The sequence below is a fragment of the Pseudomonas sp. LARHCG127 genome (assembly GCF_052871455.1).
Map to the genome: position 1 here is coordinate 100,183 of NZ_JBIXJT010000011.1, position 21,812 is coordinate 121,994.

At 63.1% G+C, this 21,812-nt stretch carries 13 protein-coding genes; 9 read left to right on the forward strand and 4 right to left on the reverse strand.

The window, feature by feature from the left end:
* Positions 1-218: 218 nt before the first annotated feature.
* Positions 219-806, forward strand: coding sequence for a UPF0149 family protein (locus tag ACIPQ1_RS19345; RefSeq protein WP_186704628.1), 588 nt, complete (start codon positions 219-221; stop codon positions 804-806).
* 8 nt (positions 807-814) lie between these two features.
* Positions 815-1,210 (forward strand): YbaN family protein, encoded by a 396-nt coding sequence (locus ACIPQ1_RS19350; RefSeq protein WP_446534625.1) that lies wholly within the window; start codon positions 815-817, stop codon positions 1,208-1,210.
* A 255-nt stretch (positions 1,211-1,465) separates the two neighbouring features.
* On the opposite strand, the gene ACIPQ1_RS19355 is transcribed toward ACIPQ1_RS19350, so the two are convergent.
* The gene (locus ACIPQ1_RS19355; RefSeq protein ID WP_446534626.1) at positions 1,466-9,292 is read right to left on the reverse strand and encodes a retention module-containing protein; all 7,827 of its coding nucleotides are present in this window, start codon (positions 9,290-9,292) and stop codon (positions 1,466-1,468) included.
* A 452-nt stretch (positions 9,293-9,744) separates the two neighbouring features.
* Between ACIPQ1_RS19355 and ACIPQ1_RS19360 the strand changes: the two genes are divergently transcribed.
* From ACIPQ1_RS19360 to ACIPQ1_RS19370, 3 genes are all read left to right on the forward strand, one after another.
* Positions 9,745-11,103 carry a TolC family outer membrane protein gene (locus ACIPQ1_RS19360; RefSeq protein ID WP_446534627.1) on the forward strand — a complete coding sequence of 453 codons (1,359 nt, stop codon included), beginning with the start codon at positions 9,745-9,747 and terminating at the stop codon, positions 11,101-11,103.
* A 19-nt stretch (positions 11,104-11,122) separates the two neighbouring features.
* Complete coding sequence (locus ACIPQ1_RS19365) at positions 11,123-13,282, forward strand: type I secretion system permease/ATPase (RefSeq protein WP_446534628.1); 2,160 nt, start codon at positions 11,123-11,125, stop codon at positions 13,280-13,282.
* 195 nt (positions 13,283-13,477) lie between these two features.
* Entirely contained in the window at positions 13,478-14,842 is a 1,365-nt protein-coding gene (locus ACIPQ1_RS19370; RefSeq protein ID WP_186704623.1) for an HlyD family type I secretion periplasmic adaptor subunit, read from the forward strand.
* Between the two features lie 150 nt (positions 14,843-14,992).
* Here the strand turns inward: ACIPQ1_RS19370 and ACIPQ1_RS19375 are convergent, their stop codons facing one another.
* Together ACIPQ1_RS19375 and ACIPQ1_RS19380 are read right to left on the reverse strand one after the other, a co-directional pair.
* Positions 14,993-15,589 (reverse strand): tRNA-uridine aminocarboxypropyltransferase, encoded by a 597-nt coding sequence (locus ACIPQ1_RS19375; protein WP_446534629.1) that lies wholly within the window; start codon positions 15,587-15,589, stop codon positions 14,993-14,995.
* Between the two features lie 2 nt (positions 15,590-15,591).
* Entirely contained in the window at positions 15,592-16,485 is an 894-nt protein-coding gene (locus ACIPQ1_RS19380) for a LysR family transcriptional regulator (RefSeq protein ID WP_186704621.1), read from the reverse strand.
* 341 nt (positions 16,486-16,826) lie between these two features.
* Between ACIPQ1_RS19380 and speB the strand changes: the two genes are divergently transcribed.
* The 4 genes from speB to ACIPQ1_RS19400 all read left to right on the forward strand — a co-directional run bounded on the left by speB (position 16,827) and on the right by ACIPQ1_RS19400 (position 21,328).
* A complete protein-coding gene (gene speB / locus ACIPQ1_RS19385) occupies positions 16,827-17,777 on the forward strand; it encodes an agmatinase (protein WP_411386788.1) in 951 nt (316 codons plus the stop codon).
* Between the two features lie 9 nt (positions 17,778-17,786).
* Positions 17,787-18,194, forward strand: coding sequence for a YybH family protein (locus ACIPQ1_RS19390; protein WP_250961990.1), 408 nt, complete (start codon positions 17,787-17,789; stop codon positions 18,192-18,194).
* Positions 18,195-18,243: 49 nt separating this feature from the next.
* Positions 18,244-19,749, forward strand: coding sequence for a purine-cytosine permease family protein (locus ACIPQ1_RS19395; RefSeq protein ID WP_446534670.1), 1,506 nt, complete (start codon positions 18,244-18,246; stop codon positions 19,747-19,749).
* A 190-nt stretch (positions 19,750-19,939) separates the two neighbouring features.
* Positions 19,940-21,328 (forward strand): sodium:solute symporter, encoded by a 1,389-nt coding sequence (locus ACIPQ1_RS19400; RefSeq protein ID WP_411386786.1) that lies wholly within the window; start codon positions 19,940-19,942, stop codon positions 21,326-21,328.
* A gap of 250 nt (positions 21,329-21,578) precedes the next feature.
* Here ACIPQ1_RS19400 and ACIPQ1_RS19405 read toward each other — a convergent pair whose 3' ends face one another.
* A complete protein-coding gene (locus ACIPQ1_RS19405; RefSeq protein WP_003198971.1) occupies positions 21,579-21,707 on the reverse strand; it encodes a PA1414 family protein in 129 nt (42 codons plus the stop codon).
* Positions 21,708-21,812: the final 105 nt, after the last annotated feature.

Genomic DNA, 21,812 nt, shown 5'->3' on the forward strand with positions numbered 1-21,812 from the left:
GGGGCGGCGGGGGGCGGGGGGGCGGCCTCGGCGGCGGTGTGTGGCGGCCCCCCCCCCCCCCCCCCCCCCCCCCCCCCCCCCCCCCCCCACAGGGGGTATGCGCCTGGACATTGGGGCAACCCAGCCCCCAATGAGAAGGCAAATCCACCACGCGGCTGGCCTGGGCGCTCAAGAAGGCCTAGAATTCCCGCATTGTTTATTCCCCAAGGTAGCCCGTAATGTCCTTCGCTGAGCAACTGACCCGCCTGCAAGTCTTCCTCGACGCCGATGAGCTGCACGACGAAGCGCTGGACTACGTGGCCGCTCATGGCTACTTGACCGCCCTGTCCATCTGCGCAGAAACAGTGCCGGAGCGTGAGTGGATCGACGCCTTGTTCGCCGAAGAGCCGCACTACAGCGACGAAGCCCAGCGCGCCGAAATCGAAGCCACGCTGATTGGCCTCAAGGCCCACATCGCCCGCCAACTGGCTTCCGATGAAGAATTCGAGCTGCCGTGCGAGCTGGACCTGGGCGATGACCCGGACGATTCGGAGCTGCGCGGCTGGTGCATCGGCTTCATGGAAGGCGTGTTCCTGCGCGAAGCCGCCTGGTTCGAAACCGCCGAAGAGGAAGTCAGCGAAATGCTGTTGCCGATCATGGTCGGTTCCGGCCTGTTCGACGAGCAACCGGAGTTTTCCGACATCGCCGCCGACGCGAACCTGATGGACGACATGATCGTCCAGATCCCCGAAGCCCTCACCGCCTTGTACCTGCTGTGCAACGCCCCGGACGAGAAACCGGCGATCCTCAAGCCTCGCCACCACTGAGTGACCGGGTGCCCTCGCCCGTCGGCAACCGCCCGCTGATCCTGCGTTACGCTCTACTGGCCATCGGCTGGTTGAGCGTGGTGCTGGGGGTCATCGGCATCTTTATTCCCGTCCTGCCCACTACTCCCTTCCTGCTGCTGGCCGCGGCCTGCTTCGCTCGCAGTTCACCGCGCTTCTACCAATGGCTGGTAGGGCATCCCCACCTGGGCCCGTGGATCCGCGACTACCTCAGCGGCAACGGCATCCCGCTCAAGGGCAAGGTCTATGCCATCGGGCTGATGTGGGCCAGCATCCTGTTGTCCTGCTACCTGGTGCCATTGCCATGGGCGCGGGGGTTCATGCTCACCAGTGCGGTGCTGGTGACGGTTTATATTCTCAGGCAAAAAACGCTGCGCAAGCCCTGAATATCTAACGTGGCGAGGGAGCTTGCTCCCGCTGGGTGGCGAAGCCGCCCCTCTCAGGATTATTCAATCTCCCAGGCATTGCGCGCCAGGCCTTTTGCGACTGCTGCGCAGCCGAGCGGGAGCAAGCTCCCTCGCCACAGGGGCCTGTGTGTCTTCAGGTAGCTGTGGGTCCCCCATTTGTCTTCACTGAAATAAACAAAACCCGCCACATCCAAACCGGACATGGCGGGTTTTGTCATTTCAGCTCAGCTCACCTCACACCGTATCCACCTTCAACGAGTGATCATTCAACATCCCATTGATGATGGTCGCCGTGTCCGCACCGCCGATGATTCCCCCCGCGCCCGGCGTGACGCCGTAGTGACTGGCCAGGTTGACGCCGGCCAGGTCGATGGTCTGGTTCGGCGTGGCGCCGGCAAGGGCGCTGATGTCGATGCTAGTGGTGACTGATGCACCGCTGCCGCTGACGGAGAAATGCAGGTAGTCATCCAGTGACGCCGCGCTGCCGTTCTCCCCTTGCAGCAGTTGGGACAGGTCGAGCTTGTCGACGCCGGGCGCGAAGTCGGTGATCACGTCGTGGCCGCTGTTGCCCGCCTGCCATTGGAAGGTATCGGCGCCACTGCCGCCGGTCAGGGTATTGTTCCCCTGGCCGCCGATCAGCAGGTCATCGCCGCCCGCGCCATTGAGCACGTCATGGCCCAACCCGCCGTCGATGCGATTGCTGGCACCGTCGCCGGTGAGGGTGTCGTTGAAGTTCGAGCCCACCAGGTTTTCGATGCCTGCCAACGTATCGGTGCCGGCGCCCAAGGTGTTCTGTGCCGCGAGCAGGCCCAGGTTCACCGTGACCGCCGAGGTGGCGTGGGCGTAGCTGGCGGTGTCATGACCGCTGCCGCCATCGAGCAGGTCATTGCCCGCGCCACTGTAAAGCACGTCATCGCCCGCCCCACCCTGCAAGGTGTTGTTGCCCGAACCGGCACTGAGGGTGTCATTGCCGCCCCCCGCATTGAGGACATCGTCGCCATTGCCGGCCAACAGCACATCGTCGCCACTGGTGCCCGTCAGGGTGTGGCCCGCCTGATAGCTGATGCCGACCGAGGCGCTGTCACTGCCGCCGTGGTTGTCGCTGGCGGTGTAGCTGCCGTGGAAATCCGCGGTCTTGTCCTGCGCCCCGGCATAATCGACAGTCAGAGTCAGTTGGTAGTTTTCCGCAGCGTTGGCGTTGCCGCCGCCGGGATTGGCGATGTTGGTGACGTGGATCTGATAGTTGCCATCCGCTGCCGCGGTGAAAGATGCGCCGTCGTTGATTGCGATGAACGGTCCGCCGTTGAGCGAATACTCCATCGCAATGCGACCGGCCGACAGGTTGTGGTCCAGGGTGAGGGTTTCGCCCTGCTTGAGGCTGATGTTGAGCCGGTCTTCGTCGTTGGCGTTGTTGTTGGAGACCATTCCCAGGGCACCGCTGACCACCAGCATCGCCGTCATGCTCGCGGTATTGGCAACGAAAGCACTGCGGTTGAGGTTGATCGACTGCACGTTGTTGCCGGTAAAGCTCGCCGTGCCGATGCTGCCGGTAAAGTCCGCGCCCTTGGCGAGCCAACCGGTATTGAAACTGGTGGGCGAAGCCGTGAGCGGATCGCCGTTGGCGTCGCTGTCGTTACCCAGCAGCAATTCACCCGGGATCACGATGTTGCCCGACAGCACGTTGGTGATGACGTTGTCATCGACAGCGATCGGCGGGCTGTTCGGAACGACTTTGATCACTAGGTTGGAGCTTGCCAGGTCACCGTCGTTATCGCTGACGGTGTAGCCGATATTCTCGGTGATCAAGGTATGGGTGACGGTCTGGGAGGTATAGCTGAACGCACCGGTATCCAGGTTGACCACCAGAGTGCCGTCGTGGTCGGTGGCGATGCTCAGTGTGTTGGTGGCGGTATTGAAGGAGCCGTGGTTGAGCCCGCCGCTAGCGGTCAATGCACCGTGACCACCGTTGGCCGCCGGGTCGTAGCTGTACGTGGTGCCATCGACCACCAGGCTTTTGACAAACCCGCCATCGGCACCGAACGAACCCCCTTCGCCCAGCAGGTTGCCGGTGACCGGCGCGCCTTGCACGGTGTCGGCGAGCACCGAGTTGAGCTGGTTCAGGTCAGTGACCACCACCGCGTTGGTGTTGGTGTGGGTGCTGCCGTCGTAGGCCAGCGGGTCGAGGTGGGCATTGCTGACGCCGCTGCCCAGGCCAATGGCGTAGTTCTTGATGCCGTTGGCGTCGAGGAAGGCTTTCCACGCGGCTTCATCCGCCGAGCCGATTTCGCCCAAGGTCGGCTTGCCGTCGGAGAAGAAATAGCCAACGTTCTGTGCGCCGGTCAGTTGGCCGGAAGTTGCGAACGCCGTCTGGGCCATCGCCACGGCCGCATCGTAATTGGTGTCACCGTGCGCCGTCAGCGCGGCGATCAGCGTCTTGGCCGTTGCCACGTCTACCCACACGGCGCTCTGGTCGGTAGCGCTGCCGCTGAAGGTCACGAGCTGGACTTTTACATCGCCCATGTCGTCGTATTTGTCGAGCAAGGCGCTGACCGCCTGCTTGGCCAGGTCCATCCGCGAGAGCCCCGACACGCCGGAGGGGTCTTTCATGCTGCCGGAGACGTCGAGCACGATCAGCAGGTTGGAATCGATCTCGGTCGCCGTGACCGAACGCTCGGACGCGACAGCCTTGGGCACGTCATCGACAATGCTGACCACCAGGCTGCCGGTGGTGCTGTTGCCCAGGGAGTCCGTGGCCTGGTAGGTGAAGCTTTCACTCAGGGCATTCGGACCATCGTTGGCGTGGGGCGTGGTCGTGGCTGGCGCCGTCAGGGTGTAGGTGTAGGAACCGTCCGGCTGAAGCGACAGTTGACCGTAGGCACCGGTGGCGTTGCCCACCAGGGTGAAGGTGACGGCGCCGGTGGCTCCGCTGATCGAACCGACCAAGCTGCCGCTGGCGGTTTCACCGATGGCACTCGGCTCGCTGCCGGTGACGGTGCCGGGGGCCAGGTCCTGACCGTCCTGGTTCAGGTCGAGGGCTTGTTCATAGACGGTGACGTCATGGTTGGTTTCCGCGACGAGGCAGCTGTTGTGTACATCAATGGTGACGGTCGTGGTGCTTTCATCGCCATCGGCGTCGCGCACGGTGTAGGTGAAAACATCGGTCGCGCCGGGTGCACCGACAGAGCCAGGGTTGCTGTGGTAGACCGCGTTGCCATTGGCGTCCAGGGTCAGGTAGCCATAGGTGCCGTTGATCTGGGTGTTGAGGCCGCCGATGGCAGGGTTCGAGGTGTCGTTGCCAGCGCGCACGCCGATGACTGCGCCGCCGTCGGCACCGAGTACGTCGTTGTCCAGCACGTTGCCATTGACCGTCCCGCCCTCCACCACCGAGGCAGCGTCGCAGTGAGCCTTGGGTACGTCGTCGACAATGTCGATGACGATGGTGCTGGTGACCGTGTTGCCCAACGAGTCCGTGGCCTGATAGGTGAAGCTTTCGCTCAATACGTTCGGGCCATCGTTGGCGTGGGGCGTGGTCGTGGCCGGCGCCGTCAGGGTGTAGGTGTAGGAGCCGTCGGGCTGTAGCGACAATTGACCGTAGGCACCGGTGGCGTTGCCCACCAGGGCGAAGGTCACTGCACCCACGGCGCCGCTGACCGAACCGACAAGGCTGCCGCTAGCGGTCTCGCTGGTGGCGCTCGGAGCGCTGCCGGTGACGGTGCCGGGGGCCAGGTCTTGGCCGTCCTGGTTCAGGTCGAGGGCTTTTTCGTAGACGCTGATTTCTTGATCCGGTATGGCGACGAGGCAGCTTTCGTGGACATCGATGGTGATGGTGGTGGTGCTTTCATCGCCATCGGCGTCGCGCACGGTGTAGGTGAAGACATCGGTCGCGCCCGGGGCGCTGACGGTGTTCGGATTGCTGTGGTAGACAGCGTTGCCGTTGGCGTCCAGGGTCAGGTAGCCGTAGGTGCCGTTGATTTGGGTGTTGAGGCCGCCGACGGCCGGGTTCGAGGTGTCGTTGCCGGCGCGCACACCGACCACCACGCCACCGTCCGCGCCTAGCACGTCGTTGTCCAGCACATTGCCGTTGACCGTGCCGCCCTCCAGCACCGAGGCAACATCGGCATGAGCCTTGGGCACATCGTCGACAATGTCGATGACGATGGTGCTGGTGACCGTGTTGCCCAACGAGTCCGTGGCCTGATAGGTGAAGCTTTCGCTCAATACGTTCGGGCCATCGTTGGCGTGGGGCGTGGTCGTGGCCGGCGCCGTCAGGGTGTAGGTGTAGGAGCCGTCGGGCTGTAGCGACAATTGACCGTAGGCACCGGTGGCGTTGCCCACCAGGGCGAAGGTCACTGCACCCACGGCGCCGCTGACCGAACCGACAAGGCTGCCGCTAGCGGTCTCGCTGGTGGCGCTCGGAGCGCTGCCGGTGACGGTGCCGGGGGCCAGGTCTTGGCCGTCCTGGTTCAGGTCGAGGGCTTTTTCGTAGACGCTGATTTCTTGATCCGGTATGGCGACGAGGCAGCTTTCGTGGACATCGATGGTGATGGTGGTGGTGCTTTCATCGCCATCGGCGTCGCGCACGGTGTAGGTGAAGACATCGGTCGCGCCCGGGGCGCTGACGGTGTTCGGATTGCTGTGGTAGACGGCGTTACCGTTGGCGTCCAGGGTCAGGTAGCCGTAGCTGCCGTTGATCTGGGTGTTCAAGCCGCCGATGGCCGGGGTCGAGGTATCGTTGCCGGCGCGCACGCCGATCACGGCACCACTGGCAGCCGGCCCGTCGGCACCACCTTCGTCATTATTCAGGACATTGCCACTGACCGTCCCGCCCTCATCCACCGAGGCGGAATCAGCATGAGCGGTCGGCAGGTCGTCAACGATGTTTACGTCCAGGTTGCCGTTGGCCGTGGTGCCGTTGTCATCGGTGACGACGACCGCGAATTGCTCGCTAACGCTGTTGGCACCGTTGGCGTTTGGATGGGCTTCATTGTCCAGAAGCGTGTAGCTGTAACTCACTACACCGGTAGCCGCGTTGAAACCGGTGATGGTCAGGGTATTGCCCAGCGCAGTCGTGATCGACTGTGGGAAACCGGCCGCTACGCCGCCCGTCACCACATTGATCCCGCCCACGCTCAGGGTCTGCACACCGTCCAACGCCGTCACGGTGAAGGTGCCGCTTTGGGTCAGGGCCGATGCATCCGGGCTGCTGCCATCGCTGAGGTTTTTCTCCTGCAACGACAGCTCGCCGCCTTCGGTGTCGAGGCCGGTGATGGTCACCGGGTCGTCGTTGTTGTGCACTTGCAAGACCAGGTTCGCGGTACTGGTGTCGCCGTCGGCGTCGGTCAGGGTGTAGGTGAAGGTTTCGCTGCCATTGCCGCCGCCGTGCAACCCCTTGAAGTCGGCGTCGGCGGTGTTGAGGGTGTAGGTGTAGGAACCGTCGGCGTTGAGCACCAGGGTGCCGTAGGTGCCGGTGAACGTGCCGGGGGTGATTGGAGCGGACGCCACAGGGTCCGCGCCCTGGGTGTCGTTGGTCAGCACGCTGCCGGTCAGGGTCAGGTTGGTTTCCGAGGCGGTACCGTTGCTGTCATCCACGGCTTTGGGCACGTCATCGACGATGTTCACATCGAGGTTGCCGTTGGCGGTGGTGCCGTTGTCATCGGTGGCCACAACCGCGAACTGCTCGCTAACGTTGTTGGCACCGTTGGCGTTTGGATGGGCTTCATTGTCCAGAAGGGTGTAGCTGTAACTCACTACACCGGTAGCCGCGTTGAAACCGGTGATGGTCAGGGTGTTGCCCAGCGCGGTGGTAATCGACTGTGGGAAACCAGCCGCTACACCGTTGGTGACGACGTTGATCCCGCCCACGCTCAGTGTCTGCACACCGTCCAACGCCGTCACGGTGAACGTGCCGCTTTGGGTCAGGGCCGATGCATCCGGGCTGCTGCCGTCGCTGAGGTTTTTCTCCTGCAATGACAGCTCGCCGCCTTCGGTGTCGAGGCCGATGATGATCACCGGGTCGTCGTTGTTGTGGACTTGCAGCACCAGGTTCGCGGTGCTGGTGTCGCCGTCGGCGTCGGTCAGGGTGTAGGTGAAGGTTTCGCTGCCATTGCCGCCGCCGTGCAAGCCTTTGAAATCGGCGTCGGCGGTATTGAGGGTGTAGGTGTAGGAACCGTCGGCGTTGAGCACCAGGGTGCCGTAGGTACCGGTGAACGTGCCGGGGGTGATTGGGCCGGACGCCACAGGGTCCGCGCCCTGGGTGTCGTTGGTCAGCACGCTGCCGGTCAGGGTCAGGTTGGTTTCCGAGGCGGTACCGTTGCTGTCGTCCACGGCTTTGGGCAGGTCATCGACGATGTTTACATCGAGGTTGCCGTTGGCGGTGGTGCCGTTGTCATCGGTGGCCACAACCGCGAATTGCTCGCTAACGCTGTTGCCGCCGTTGGCATTTGGATGGGCTTCATTGTCCAGAAGCGTGTAGCTGTAACTCACTACACCGGTAGCCGCGTTGAAGCCGGTGATGGTCAGGGTGTTGCCCAGCGCAGTCGTGATCGACTGTGGGAAACCGGCCGCTACGCCGCCCGTCACCACATTGATCCCGCCCACGCTCAGGGTCTGCACACCGTCCAACGCCGTCACGGTGAACGTGCCGCTTTGGGTCAGGGCCGATGCATCCGGGCTGCTGCCGTCGCTGAGATTTTTCTCCTGCAACGACAGCTCGCCGCCTTCGGTGTCGAGGCCGGTGATGGTCACCGGGTCGTCGTTGTTGTGCACTTGCAGTACCAGGTTCGCGGTACTGGTGTCGCCGTCGGCGTCGGTCAGGGTGTAGGTGAATGTCTCGGTGCCGCTGCCCCCGCCCTGCAACGCGACGAACTGCGGGTCGCTGGTGTTCAGGGTGTAGGTGTACGTGCCGTTGGGGTTGAGCACCAGGGTGCCGTAGGTGCCGGTGAACGTCCCGCCAATGATCGGTCCGCTGTCGGGGCCAGTGGGGATCCGGTCGGCACCCTGAAGGTCGTTGGGTAATACGTTGCCGGTGAGGCTGACCAGGGTTTCCGACGCCGTGTTAGCGTGGCTGTCGTCGATCGCCTGGGGCACGTCATCGGTGATGTTGACGTCCAGGGTGCCAGTGGCCGTGTCGCCGTCGGTGTCGACCGCCACCACTGGGAACTGCTCGGTAATGTTGTTGGCACCGCCGCCGGCAGGATGGGTTTCATTGTCCGTCAGTGTGTAGGTGTAGCTGACCACTCCCGTAGCCGGGTTATAACCGGTGATGGTCAACGTGTTGCCCAGCGCCGACGTGATGGTTTGGGGGAAGCCTGCGGGCACACCGCCGCTGATCACGTTGATGCCGCCGATGTTCAGGCTGTTCAGCCCGTCAGGCGCGGACACCGTGAACGTGCCATTTTGCACCAGCGCCCCCGGATTGCTGGCCGAACCATCGGCCAGATTGGCCTCGTTGGTGGTCAGTTCGCCGCCCTCGACAGTCACACCGTCGAGGGTCACGGGGTTGTCCGGGGTCTCAGGCACGACCGGTGGCACGGTCGCATCGTCGCCCGTGTTATCCGGGTCACCGGCCAGGCGCAGGTCTGGAAACTCAGGAATCCCGTTGAACCCGGCCGTCGGGAAACCAATCAACGGATCGACCTCCCCGCCCACCTCTTCCAGCAACACAAAACTGTGCCCGCCCCCTACGCCACCCGGGTTGCCCCCTTCGGGTCCGGCAGCCGTGGCTTCACCGGTCTGCGTCGGGTCGGCACCGGCGGCGATGGCTTGCTGCAGCTTTTGCACATCGGTCAGTTGCGCGTCACTCGGTGCCACCGTGTCGGGCGTGTCGACATGAGGCGCAGGGTTGGCGAGCAGCTGCGGGGTCAGGGTCAGGTTGCTTTCGCGGCCCAGGGTCAACGCCTGGCCGTTTTGCAATTGGACAGCCACGGCCCCTTCGGCACCGGTGACCAAGTGTTCGCCGGCATAAAGGCGATCGCCTTCGACCAGCGGCCGCCGCAGGCCACCAGCCGTTTCCGCGAAAACTTGCCCGACCACTTTGCTGACGATACCGATGAGCGCTGCCATGTGCATTTCCTCCGTTGCCGACCGCAATCGGCACCTGTTTGGGTGAAGAATCCGTCCTCAGATTGGCGATCTGCAAAGCTGGAAAATCTGCCAGCTTTCCTGAAGGCAGAACGTGCTGGCAATTCGCCTAAACGACAAAAAACCGTCACCTGTAACCGCCTCATCCATCGCCCTTTCGGCACTTCTTCACATCGCTTAAAAATCTGAATGGAACTTTATTGACGCCTAAAATCCGTCAGAACCCGCAGATTCAAAGGCTTTCGCTTTGAACAATGTGCCGGTTTTTTACAAGCACATAAGTTTTTTTCGGAATAAGAGTTATGAGAAATTCTTCTTAGGTTTTGCGCAGGATGTTCTTAGCTGTGTTGTTACAAGGTTGAAACGGTTTTGATCTTAAATACGTCAATAAATTGGCGACAACGAAGCACTACAGACCTCAGGAGATGCACCCCATGCGCGTTCTACCCCCCCTCTGCAGCGCGGTTTTGCTGGCCATGGCCTGCTCTTCTCAGGCGCAGGCCATGTCCTTGACCGAAGCGATCCAGAGCACCATCGCGACTCACCCGGAATTGGCACAACGGGTGGACAGCCGCCTGTCGGCCAATGAAGACGTCAAAGTCGCCCGGGGGGGCTTTTTCCCGTCGGTGGATCTCAATGCCGGTTATGGCCGTGGCTACAGCGACAACACCAACACCCGGGCGCAGGGCAACCACCACACCAATATCCTGACCTACACCCAATCGGAACTGCGCCTGCGGCAGATGATCTTCGACGGGTTCAACACCGCCAATGAAGTGCAGCGCACCCAGGGCGTGGTCAATTCCCGGGCCTATTACGCCCAGGGCACCGCCCAGGATCTGGCACTGCGCACCATCGAGGTCTACCTGGAAGTGCTCAAGCGTCGCGAACTGGTGACCTTGGCCAAGAACAACCTGCAGGCGCACCTGCGGGTCAACGACCAGATCGGCCTGCGCACCGAGCGAGGGGTGGGCAGTACGGCCGACTCCGACCAGTCCAACGCCCGTCGAGCCCTGGCGGAAAACAACTTCGACACCGCCCAGGTCGACCTGGCTGACGCCGAGGCGAACTTCTACAGCGTGGTCGGGCGCATGCCCGATGAACTGGAAGCACCGCCCTCGACCAAAGGCGAGCTTCCCGCCGACCTGCGCGAAGCCCAGCAAAGCATGGTGGATAACAACCCGTACCTGAAATCGGCCCAGGCCGACATCCAGTCAGCCGAAAGCCAATATGAAGTGGCAAAGTCGCCGTTCTATCCGCGCTTTGACGCCGAGGCGGCAGTGGGCGCCAACAACAACATCGGTGGCGAAGAAGGCCACGACAACAACTGGCGGCTGGGCGTGGTGATGAACTACAACCTGTTCCGCGGCGGCAGCGACAAGGCGCGGCTGGCGTCCAACGCCCACCAGATCAACCAGGCCATGGACATCCGCAACAACGCCCTGCGCCAGCTCAACGAAGACACGCGCCTGGCCTGGAACGCCATGCTCAACGCCCGCAAGCAGACCCCGACCGCCCGCGAATACGCCGACACCACCGCCCGTGTGCGCGCCGCCTACCAGGATCAGTTCGGCCTCGGCCAGCGCACCCTGCTCGACCTGCTCGACAGCGAAAACGAGTTGTACAACGCCAACCGTCGCTACACCGAAGTGCGCTACACCGAGGAATACTCGATGTACCGGGTGCTGGCGAACATGGGCCTGTTGTTGCAAAAACAACGGATCGTGCTGCCGGCCGATGCGGTCGCGCAGACCGAAGTCAAGAACCAGGCACGGTTGCCGGAACTGAAGTAATCCAGTGGGAGCGATCAATGTGACCAGCATGGAACCCGCAACCCCCGGCGCCGATCCGCGCCTGAACTTCGATGATCCCTTGCTGGACGGCCTGTTGATCCTCTGCAAACTCCATGGCGCGACGGCCAGTCGCGCCAGCCTCAGCGCCGGGCTTCCTATGGCGCACCAACGCTTGAGCCTGGACCTGCTGCCCCGCGCAGCGGCCCGGGCGGGCTTGCAGGCGCGACTGTTGCGTCGTGAGCTGGCGGACATCTCAGCCCTGAACCTGCCGGTGATGCTGATCCTGGCGGGGGGCCGCTGCGCCGTATTGCGGCGCTGGGGCGAGGATGGCAAGGCGCTGATCCTCCCCAGCGAAGCCGATGGCGGTGAACAATGGGTCAGCCGCGAGGAACTGACCACCGATTACAGCGGCCAGGCGCTATTCGCCCGGCCGCGCCATGAACTCGAAGACTTGCGCGCCCCGCTGGTGCCGCGGGTCGAGGCGTGGTTTCGCGACACCCTGAAACTGTCGCGCTGGCTGTACAGCGACGCGATCCTGGCGAGTTTCCTGATCAACCTGCTGGGCCTCATGGTGCCGCTGTTCGTGATGCAGACCTACGACCGCGTGGTGCCGAACCAGGCCACGTCGACCTTATGGGTGCTGGCCGTGGGGCTGCTGATCGGCACCGGTTTCGAACTGGTGCTGCGGGTGGTGCGCGCCCATCTGCTGGACACCGCCGGCAAGAAAACCGACGTGATTCTCTCCGCGACCCTGTTCGAACGCATCACTGGCATGGCGATGAAGGCCAAACCGGTGACCATCGGCGGCTTCGCCCAGAGCATCCACGACTTCCAGGGCCTGCGGGAATTCCTCACGGCGGTGACGCTCACCAGCCTGATCGACCTGCCGTTCGCCCTGCTGATGCTGGTGGTGATCGGCCTGCTGGGCGGCTGGCTGGTGGTGATTCCCGTGATCGCATTTCCGATCACCATTGTCTTCGCCATGATCATCCAGGCACGCCTGCGCGACACCGTGCAAAAAAGCCTGGCCCTCGGCGCCCAGCGCCAGGCCCTGCTGATCGAAACCCTCGGCGGCCTGGAAACCCTCAAGGCTTGCAGCGCCGAAAGCGAGCGCCAGCACCAATGGGAAAGCACCCACGGCGCCCTCACCCGCCTGGACAGCCATGCGCGCAACCTCTCGGCACTGGCGACCAACGGCACCTTGTTCCTGCAACAACTGGCGGGCATGGCGACCATCGTCGCCGGGGTCTACAGCATCATTGCCGGCAATCTCAGCGTCGGCGCGCTGGTGGCGACCTACATGCTCGGCAGCCGCGTACTGGCCCCGCTCGGGCAGATCGCCGGGTTGATCACCCGCTACCAGCAAGCCCAGCTCACCATGCGCAGCACCGATGCCCTGATGGCCTTGCCCCAGGAGCGTGACGCCAAGCAGCGGCCTCTTGAGCGCACCCAATTGCAGGGCGCGCTGGACGTCAGCGGTGTGACGTTCCACTACAACGGCCAGAGCGCCCCGGCACTGGCCAATATCAGTTTCAGCCTCAAGCCCGGCGAACGGGTCGGGATCATCGGCCGCAGTGGCTCAGGCAAGAGCACCCTGGCGCGCCTGGTGATGGGTTTCTATGCACCGGAGGAAGGCCAGTTGCTGCTCGACGGCCTGGACTTGCGGCAACTGGACGTCGCCGACCTGCGCCAACAGATCGGCTACGTCGCCCATGACCTGCCGCTGCTGGCCGGCAGCCTGCGGGACAACCTTACCCTCGGCGCGCGCTACGTCAGCGACGCGCGCATGCTGGAAGTGGCGGAACTGACCGGTGTCACCGAACTGGCGCGCCAGCATCCCCAAGGTTTCGACCGCCCGGTGGGCGAGCGCGGACAACTGCTGTCCGGCGGCCAGCGCCAGGCTGTGCTGCTGGCCCGGGCTTTGTTGCTCGACCCGCCGATCCTGCTGCTGGACGAACCCACCAGCGCCATGGACAACAGCAGCGAAGACGTCTTGCGGCAGAAGCTTCACACCCACGTACAAGGCAAGACCGTGCTGCTGGTCACCCACCGTACCTCGATGCTGAGCCTGGTGGACCGCTTGGTGGTGCTGGATAACGGCCGGATCGTGGCGGACGGGCCGAAGGACGCGGTGATCGATGCGCTGCGCAAGGGACGGGTGGGCTCCGCGGCGGTATAGCTGCCAACACAACCACTGTGGCGAGGGAGCTTGCTCCCGCTGGGCTGCGAAGCAGCCCCAAGGCGATTCACCCGGTTGTGTCAGGCGGACCGCGCCGGCAGGTTTTACGACGGCTTCGCCGCCGAGCGGGAGCAAGCTCCCTCGCCACAAAAAGCAGCACCCAGCTCTTTTCACTTAACCAACGGGTACCGCCCCATGTCCGCTCAAACACCGGATTCAGCCGCCCGAAGCTACTTCGGCAGTTTCAGCAAAAGCGCCGAAAGCGAGTTCATGCCGGAAACCGCCGGCGCCACGCTGCAGGATTCGCCCCGTCGCTCACGGGTCACCGTGTGGCTGGCCGCCGGGTTGATCGTCACCGGGTTGGTCTGGGCGAAGTTTGCGGTCTTGCAGGAAGTCACCACCGGCGAAGGCAAGGCGATTCCGTCGAGCAAGATCCAGGTGATCCAGAACCTGGAGGGCGGCATCGTCACCGAGATTTTCGTGCGCGAAGGCCAGATGGTGAACAAGGGCGACACCCTGCTGCGCCTCGACGATACGCGGTTCCTGTCGAACAAGGGCGAGAGCGAGGCTGATCGCTATGCCCTGACGGCTCAGGTCGAGCGCCTGTCGGCCGAAGCTGAAGGGCGGCCCTTCGCGCTCTCGGCAGAGGTCACCGCCAAGGCCCCGCAAGTGGCCGAGGACGAACGCTCGCTGTATGAACAACGCCAGCGACGCTTGGCCAGCGAACAACGGACCCTGACCGAACAGCTGCGGCAGAAGACCCAGGAACTGGCGGAGTTTCGTTCCAAGCAAGGCCAGTTCAGCTCCGCCCTGGCCTTGCTGCAAGAAGAAATGAATATGTCCGCGCCGCTGGTGCGCACCGGGGCGGTATCGCCGGTGGAGATCCTGCGACTCAAGCGCAGCGCGGTGGAAATCCGCGGCTCGCTCAACGCCACCACCCTGGCCATTCCCCGGGCCGAATCGGCGATCAATGAGATCAAGAGCAAGATCGACGAATCGGAACAGACTTTCCGTTCCGAGGCGGCCAAGGACCTCAACGAGAAACGTACCGAACTGTCGAAGATCACCGCCTCAAGCATCGCCATCGACGACCGCGTGACCCGCACCACCGTGGTCTCGCCGGTGCATGGGGTGATCAAGCAATTGAAGGTCAATACCATCGGCGGCGTGGTGCAGCCGGGCAACGACATGGTGGAAATCGTGCCCCTGGAAGACAACTTGCTGATCGAAGCCAAGGTCCGCCCCCAGGACGTGGCGTTCCTGCACCCAGGCCAGAAAGCCATGGTCAAGTTCAGCGCCTACGACTACACGATCTATGGCGGGCTCAGCGCCAAGCTCGAACTGATCGGTGCCGACACCATCACCGACGACAAGGGCAACAGCTTCTATTTGATCCAGGTGCGGACCGATAAAAACCACTTGGGCGGCGATGCCAAGCCGTTACTGATCATTCCGGGGATGGTGGCGACGGTGGACATCATCACTGGGGAGAAAAGTGTCCTGGATTACTTGCTCAAGCCGGTCTTGAAGGCGCGGACCGAGGCGATGCGTGAGCGATAGGCCTTGAGCTGAGACTTTCTTTGATTGCTCTACCGCTATCGCGAGCAGGCTCGCTCCCACATTGGTTCTGTGGTGTTAGCAGATTTTGCATGCACTGGAGATCAACTGTGGGAGCGAGCCTGCTCGCGATGAGGCCAGCACAGTCACGACTTATTTCTCAGCATGATTACGCCGAAACGTCTCCTCCCCCATCGCCGCAATCTGACCCTCGATCAACGCCTCGAACGGCCGCAGCAACGGCTCGAAGCTCACCGGCGCCTCAAGCACTTGCAACGCCTGGACAATCGCCTCCACCGTCGACAACGCCCCCGGCCCCGGTGCCTTGCGCAAACGATAACGAGACACCCCGCCCTCGGCCAATGTCACCCTCGGCAGCGCCGCCAACAGCGGGTTGAGGTGCAGCAGCTTGCGCGCCTTGCGCCAAGTGCCGTCGGGCACGACCAGTAGCAACGGCTCATCGGAGGGCGCATAGGCTTGCAGCGGCTGTGCATCGTCAGCCGGAAACAACAACCGCGCCTGATAACCCGGTTGATTGAGCAACCTGGGCAAATCCTCGAACACCTCGCCCACGATCAGTTCAGCGTTATTAAGCCCCAACGCCGCCAAGCGGGCAGTGTTCAAGGCGTGGTTCACTTCGCTGGGATGCTGCAACAGCAAGACCCGGGTGCGGCTGTCGAGGTTGGGGATCAACGGGCACAGGCAATGGCTTTGCGGTCGTTGGCAGCGCGGGCATTGGATTCTGGACATGATCAGGCCTGGTTCAGTTGAGCTTTGAGCAAATCACGGAAGGTCTGGATCAGCGGCTCGCGGCTGCGGCCACGGCGCACGATCATCGAAAACGGCGCCTGGTAACCGAAGGTCGCCGGCAACAGCACGCGCAAGTCGCCCTTGTCGACCCAAGCCTGGGCATAGTGCTCAGGCAAATAACCGACGTAGGCACCGGACAACACCAGGATCAACTGCGCTTCCATGCTCTCGACCGTCGCCGCACTGTGCTTGAAGCCATGGCGAGCCAGCTCGGCCTGGCTCCAGTAGCCGCGCCCGACCATGCGCTGCTGGGTGATGACCTGTTCGGGGATGCGCCGCTCGTTGAACAGCGGGTGGCGATTGCTGCAATACAACCAGTGCTGCTCGCGGTACAACGGCATGTAGACCAACCCGCTCATGCGCGTGGAAAACGCACCGATGGCCAGGTCCAGGCGGTTGTCCTGCACACCGAGTTGCAGCTCGTAAGGGCTGAGGACCGACAGGTGCAAATGCACCGCCGGATGCTCCTGGCTGTAGGCACCGATGGCTTCGGCGAACGGCAAGGCCGTGTCGCTCACTGTCGAGTCGATCACCCCCAGGTTCAGCGTGCCGCGCAGTTCCCCCTTGAGCGCGGCGGCGTACTGTTCGAAGCCTTCGAGCTCGCCCAGCAGGCGCAGGGTTTCCTGATGGAACAACTCGCCCTTGCTGGTCAGGCTGAACCCGCCCCGGCCGCGATGACAGAGCACCAGGCCCAGGGCCGATTCCAGTTGGCTCATATAAGTGCTGATGGCCGAGGTGGAGAGGTTGAGCTCGTGCTGGGCATTGGCGAACCCCTGGTGCCGGACCACGCTGACGAAAATGCGCAGCAGTTTCAGGTCGGGTAGAGCATTGGCCATGGGGGTGTCTCCGGATCACACATAGACAGTACTTGTCGCGCTTTTGTGGCGAGGGAGCTTGCTCCCGCTCGGCTGCGAAGCAGTCGTAAACCTACCCACGCGATGTACCTGATACACCGAGGGGAATGGTTTTGGGGCTGCTTCGCAGCCCAGCGGGAGCAAGCTCCCTCGCCACCGGGGTAATCGTCTGCCCCAGGATTGCGCTGCTGCGGAGTCTATCGCCCCACCCGCCATTAGTTTAGAAAAATCTGAACTAAGTATTTGCCGCCAGGGATTCTTCACGGCAAACACTTTTCGCAGAATCGGCCCCTGATAAATAAAACAACGATGAGGCCCTACCCGTGGACAAGATTCTTCACCAACCACTGGGCGGCAACGAAATGCCGCGCTTCGGCGGCATCGCCACCATGATGCGACTCCCCCACCTTCCCACCGCTGCCGGCCTGGACGCTGCTTTCGTCGGCGTGCCGCTGGACATCGGCACCTCCCTGCGCGCCGGCACCCGTTTCGGGCCGCGGGAGATTCGCGCCGAATCCGTGATGATCCGCCCCTACAACATGGCCACCGGCGCCGCACCGTTCGACTCGCTGTCAGTGGCGGACATCGGTGACGTGGCGATCAACACCTTCAACCTGCTGGACGCGGTGCGGATCATCGAAGAGTCGTACCACAAGATCCTCGAACACAACGTCATCCCCCTGACCCTGGGCGGCGACCACACCATCACCCTGCCGATACTGCGAGCCATCCACAAGAAACACGGCAAGGTCGGCCTGGTGCACATCGACGCCCATGCCGATGTGAACGACCACATGTTCGGCGAGAAAATCGCCCACGGCACCACCTTCCGCCGCGCCGTGGAAGAAGGCCTGCTCGATTGCGACCGCGTGGTGCAGATCGGCCTGCGGGCCCAGGGCTACACGGCCGATGATTTCAACTGGAGCCGCCACCAGGGCTTTCGCGTGGTCCAGGCCGAAGAGTGCTGGCACAAATCCCTGGCGCCGTTGATGGCCGAAGTGCGTGAAAAAGTCGGCGGCGGCCCGGTGTACCTGAGCTTCGACATCGACGGCATCGACCCGGCCTGGGCGCCCGGCACCGGCACCCCGGAAATCGGTGGCCTGACCACCATCCAGGCGATCGAAATCATCCGTGGCTGCCAGGGCCTCGACCTGGTCGGTTGCGATCTGGTAGAAGTCTCGCCGCCGTACGACACCACCGGCAACACCTCGCTGCTGGGCGCCAACCTGCTGTACGAGATGCTCTGCGTACTGCCTGGCGTGGTTCATCGCTGAGGCGCCGCCATGAACCATCGAGACCAGGTTCTCAAGACCGCCGCCGAGCTGGTGTCGGCCTTCGCCCGCAACGATCGCGAGGCTTATTTCAGTGCGTTCAGCACCGATGCGAGCTTCGTGTTCCACACCCTCGAACAGCCCCTGCTGTCACGCGATGCCTACCAGGCGTTGTGGGATCGCTGGCGGTCCGAGGATGGCTTCGAGGTGCTGAGCTGCACCTCGAGCAACGCCTTCGTCAGCCTGCAAGGGGACGTGGCGATTTTCATCCATGACGTGGCCACCGAGCTGCGCATGCAAGGGGAGCTTCACATTAGCCAGGAGCGCGAAACCATTGTGTTTCGCCAAGAACAACAAGGCCTATGGCTGGCCTGTCATGAACATTTGTCCGCAATGCCGGAAGGGCTGCCACCCCCTTAGCCACAGGCGACATTCACAACCGATGAATGCGCCTCGATGATCGGAGCAGATCATGAATAACAATAACGATAAAAGCCTTACGCAGATTGAAACCAACGGGGTCGAACAGATCCCGGACCACGAACGCACCGCCGGCCCGGGCGACCTGTTTCGCCTGATCTTCGGCGGCGCCAATACCTTTGCCACCGCCGTGCTCGGCAGTTTTCCGGTGCTGTTCGGCCTGTCGTTCCAGGCCGGGGTCTGGGCGATTGTGCTGGGCGTGTTGGTGGGTTCGATCATTCTCGCGCCGATGGGCCTGTTCGGTCCGCTCAACGGCACCAACAACGCGGTGTCATCCGGTGCGCACTTCGGCGTGCACGGGCGAATCGTCGGCTCGTTCCTCTCGTTGCTGACCGCCATCGCGTTTTTCTCACTGTCGGTGTGGAGTTCGGGCGATGCATTGATCGGCGGCGCCAAGCGGCTGATCGGCGTGCCGGAAACCGACTTGAGCCTGGGCCTGGCGTACGGCCTGTTCGCCCTGCTGGTGTTGACCGTGTGCATCTACGGCTTCCGCTTCATGCTGTGGGTCAACCGCATCGCCGTGTGGGCCGCCAGCCTGCTGTTCCTGCTGGGCATTTTCGCCTTCGCACCGACCTTTGACAGCCAGTTCGCCGGCACGGTCAGCCTTGGCCAGCCGGGCTTCTACGCCGCCTTCATCGGCGCGGCGCTGGTGGCCATGAGCAACCCGATTTCCTTCGGTGCGTTCCTCGGTGACTGGTCGCGCTATATCCCGCGCAACACGCCCAAGCGCCGCATCATGCTGGCAGTGATCGCGGCGCAACTGGCGACCTTGATCCCGTTCCTGTTCGGCCTCGCCACCGCCACCATCGTGGCGATCAAGGCGCCGGACTACATCGCGGCCAACAACTACGTGGGCGGGCTGCTGGCGGTGTCGCCGGGGTGGTTCTTCCTGCCGGTGTGCCTGATCGCGGTGATCGGCGGCATGTCCACCGGCACCACGTCGCTGTATGGCACCGGGCTGGACATGTCCAGTGTGTTTCCACGGCTGCTGTCGCGGGTCAAGGCGACGCTGCTGATCGGCGTGCTGTCGATTGCCTTCATCTTCATCGGGCGCTTCGCGGCGAATCTGGTGCAGAGCGTGTCGACCTTCGCGGTGCTAATCATCACCTGCACCACGCCGTGGATGGTGATCATGATCATCGGCCTGCTGGTGCGCCGCAGCTTCTATTGCCCGGACGATCTGCAAGTCTTCACCCGCGGCGAAACCGGCGGGCGCTACTGGTTCAGCCACGGCTGGAACTGGCGCGGCCTGGGGGCGTGGATCCCCAGCGCGCTGGTGGGGTTGTGCTTCGTCAACCTGCCGGGGCAGTTCGTCGGGCCGCTGGGGGAACTGGCCGGCGGGATCGACATCAGCCTGCCGGTGACCCTGGGCCTGGCCTCGGTGGTGTACCTGGCGTTGTTGGGGCTGTTTCCAGAGCCGGCGGCGGTGTATGGGCCGCAGGATCCGCGGAGCACTGATCCGCTCCCCCCGTCAGAACTGCGGCAGACCGCCTGACTGACCAATTCCCGTGGCGAGGGAGCTTGCTCCCGCTGGGTTGCGCAGCGACCCCCAGATTTTCCGACTTGAAAAGCGGCGACTGCTGCGCAGTCGAGCGGGAGCAAGCTCCCTCGCCACAAAAGCTCGTTCGCCAGGGACAGCAGCACTTCGTCCCGTACATAAAAAAGACAATCGGAGACACGCCATCATGGCTTTGGATTTAATCGTCGTTCTCATCTACGCCGCCGGCATGATCGCCCTCGGCTGGTATGGCATGCGCCGCGCCAAGACCCGTGACGACTACCTGGTCGCCGGGCGCAACCTCGGTCCAGGCTTCTACTTGGGCACCATGGCCGCCACCGTGCTGGGCGGCGCATCGACCATCGGCACCGTGCGCCTGGGCTACGTCCATGGCATTTCCGGATTCTGGCTGTGCGGCGCCATCGGCCTGGGCATCGTCGGCCTGAGCCTGTTCCTGGCCAAGCCGTTGCTCAAACTGAAGATCTACACCGTGACCCAAGTGCTGGAACGCCGCTACAACCCGGCCGCGCGCCAGGCCAGTGCGCTGATCATGCTGGTGTATGCGCTGATGATCGGCGCCACCTCGACCATCGCCATCGGCACCGTGATGCAGGTGCTGTTCGGCCTGCCGTTCTGGATGTCGATCCTCGTAGGCGGTGGTGTGGTGGTGCTGTATTCCACCATTGGCGGCATGTGGTCGCTGACCCTCACGGATATCGTGCAATTCCTGATCATGACCATTGGCCTGGTGTTCCTGCTGATGCCAATGTCCATCGGCGATGCCGGCGGCTGGGACGCGATGGTGGCGGCCTTGCCGGCCAGCTACTTCGATTTCACCGCGATTGGCTGGGACACCATCCTCACCTACTTCCTGATCTACTTTTTCGGCATCTTCATCGGCCAGGACATCTGGCAGCGGGTGTTCACCGCCCGCAGCGAAGGCGTGGCCAAAGTGGCCGGCACCGCCGCCGGCCTGTACTGCGTGCTGTACGGCCTGGCTGGGGCGTTGATCGGCATGGCGGCAAAGGTATTGCTGCCGGATCTGGAAAACGTCAACAACGCCTTCGCCAGCGTGGTGCAGACCAGCCTGCCCAATGGCATTCGTGGATTGGTGATCGCCGCGGCCCTGGCGGCCTTGATGTCCACCGCCGCGGCGGGCCTGCTCGCCGCGTCCACCACGGTGGTCCAGGATCTGCTGCCCCGCCTGCGTCATGGCCGTGAGAGTGGCAGCGGCGACGTCCACGAAAACCGCATCGCCACCCTGCTGATGGGGGCGGTGGTCCTGGTGATCGCCCTGGTGGTCAGCGACGTCATCAGCGCCCTCACCCTGGCCTACAACCTGTTGGTGGGCGGCATGCTGATTCCGCTGATCGGCGCCATCTACTGGAAACGCGCCACCACCGCTGGCGCGATCACCAGCATGTCGCTGGGCTTCTTGACCGCGCTGTTCTTCATGTTCAAGGATGGCCTGGATGCGAACACGCCGATCTACTACAGCCTGAGCGTGGCGCTGGTGAGTTTCGTGCTGGTGAGCTTGCTGTCGCCCAGGTCGAACGTGGTGGCCAAGGCGGTTTGATCGACCACTGAATCAAGCCGAACACATTTGTGGCGAGGGGATTTATCCCCGCTGGGCTGCGAAGCAGTCCAGTTTAAGCGTTTCCTATCCTTCAGAAGATACTCATGACCTGTTTGCGACTGCTGCGCAGTCGAGCGGGGATAAATCCCCTCGCCACAGGGGTTTGTCTTCGCCAATAAAAAGATCGCAGTTCCGGGCCATCTCGATCGAGATGGTCCGGAACTGCGATCTCTGCAAATTCCTGGTGGGTTTAACGGCGGCGCGGCTGGCGGCGGCGTTGCTCGTCATCGGTGCGGATCGGTACCGGTTGCATCGGCGGCTCGATCAGGCCAAGCGCGACACCCAAGTCGTGAAGCCAGTTCTGGATTTTCTCTTTCATCGTGGTGCCCCCTCAGGGTGGTGCGAGCGGCAGATTTCTGTGGCCCCTTCGCACTGATAATAGTCCGATGTGCTACGCAATGCTCGTCTCAGTTTGCAATGATCT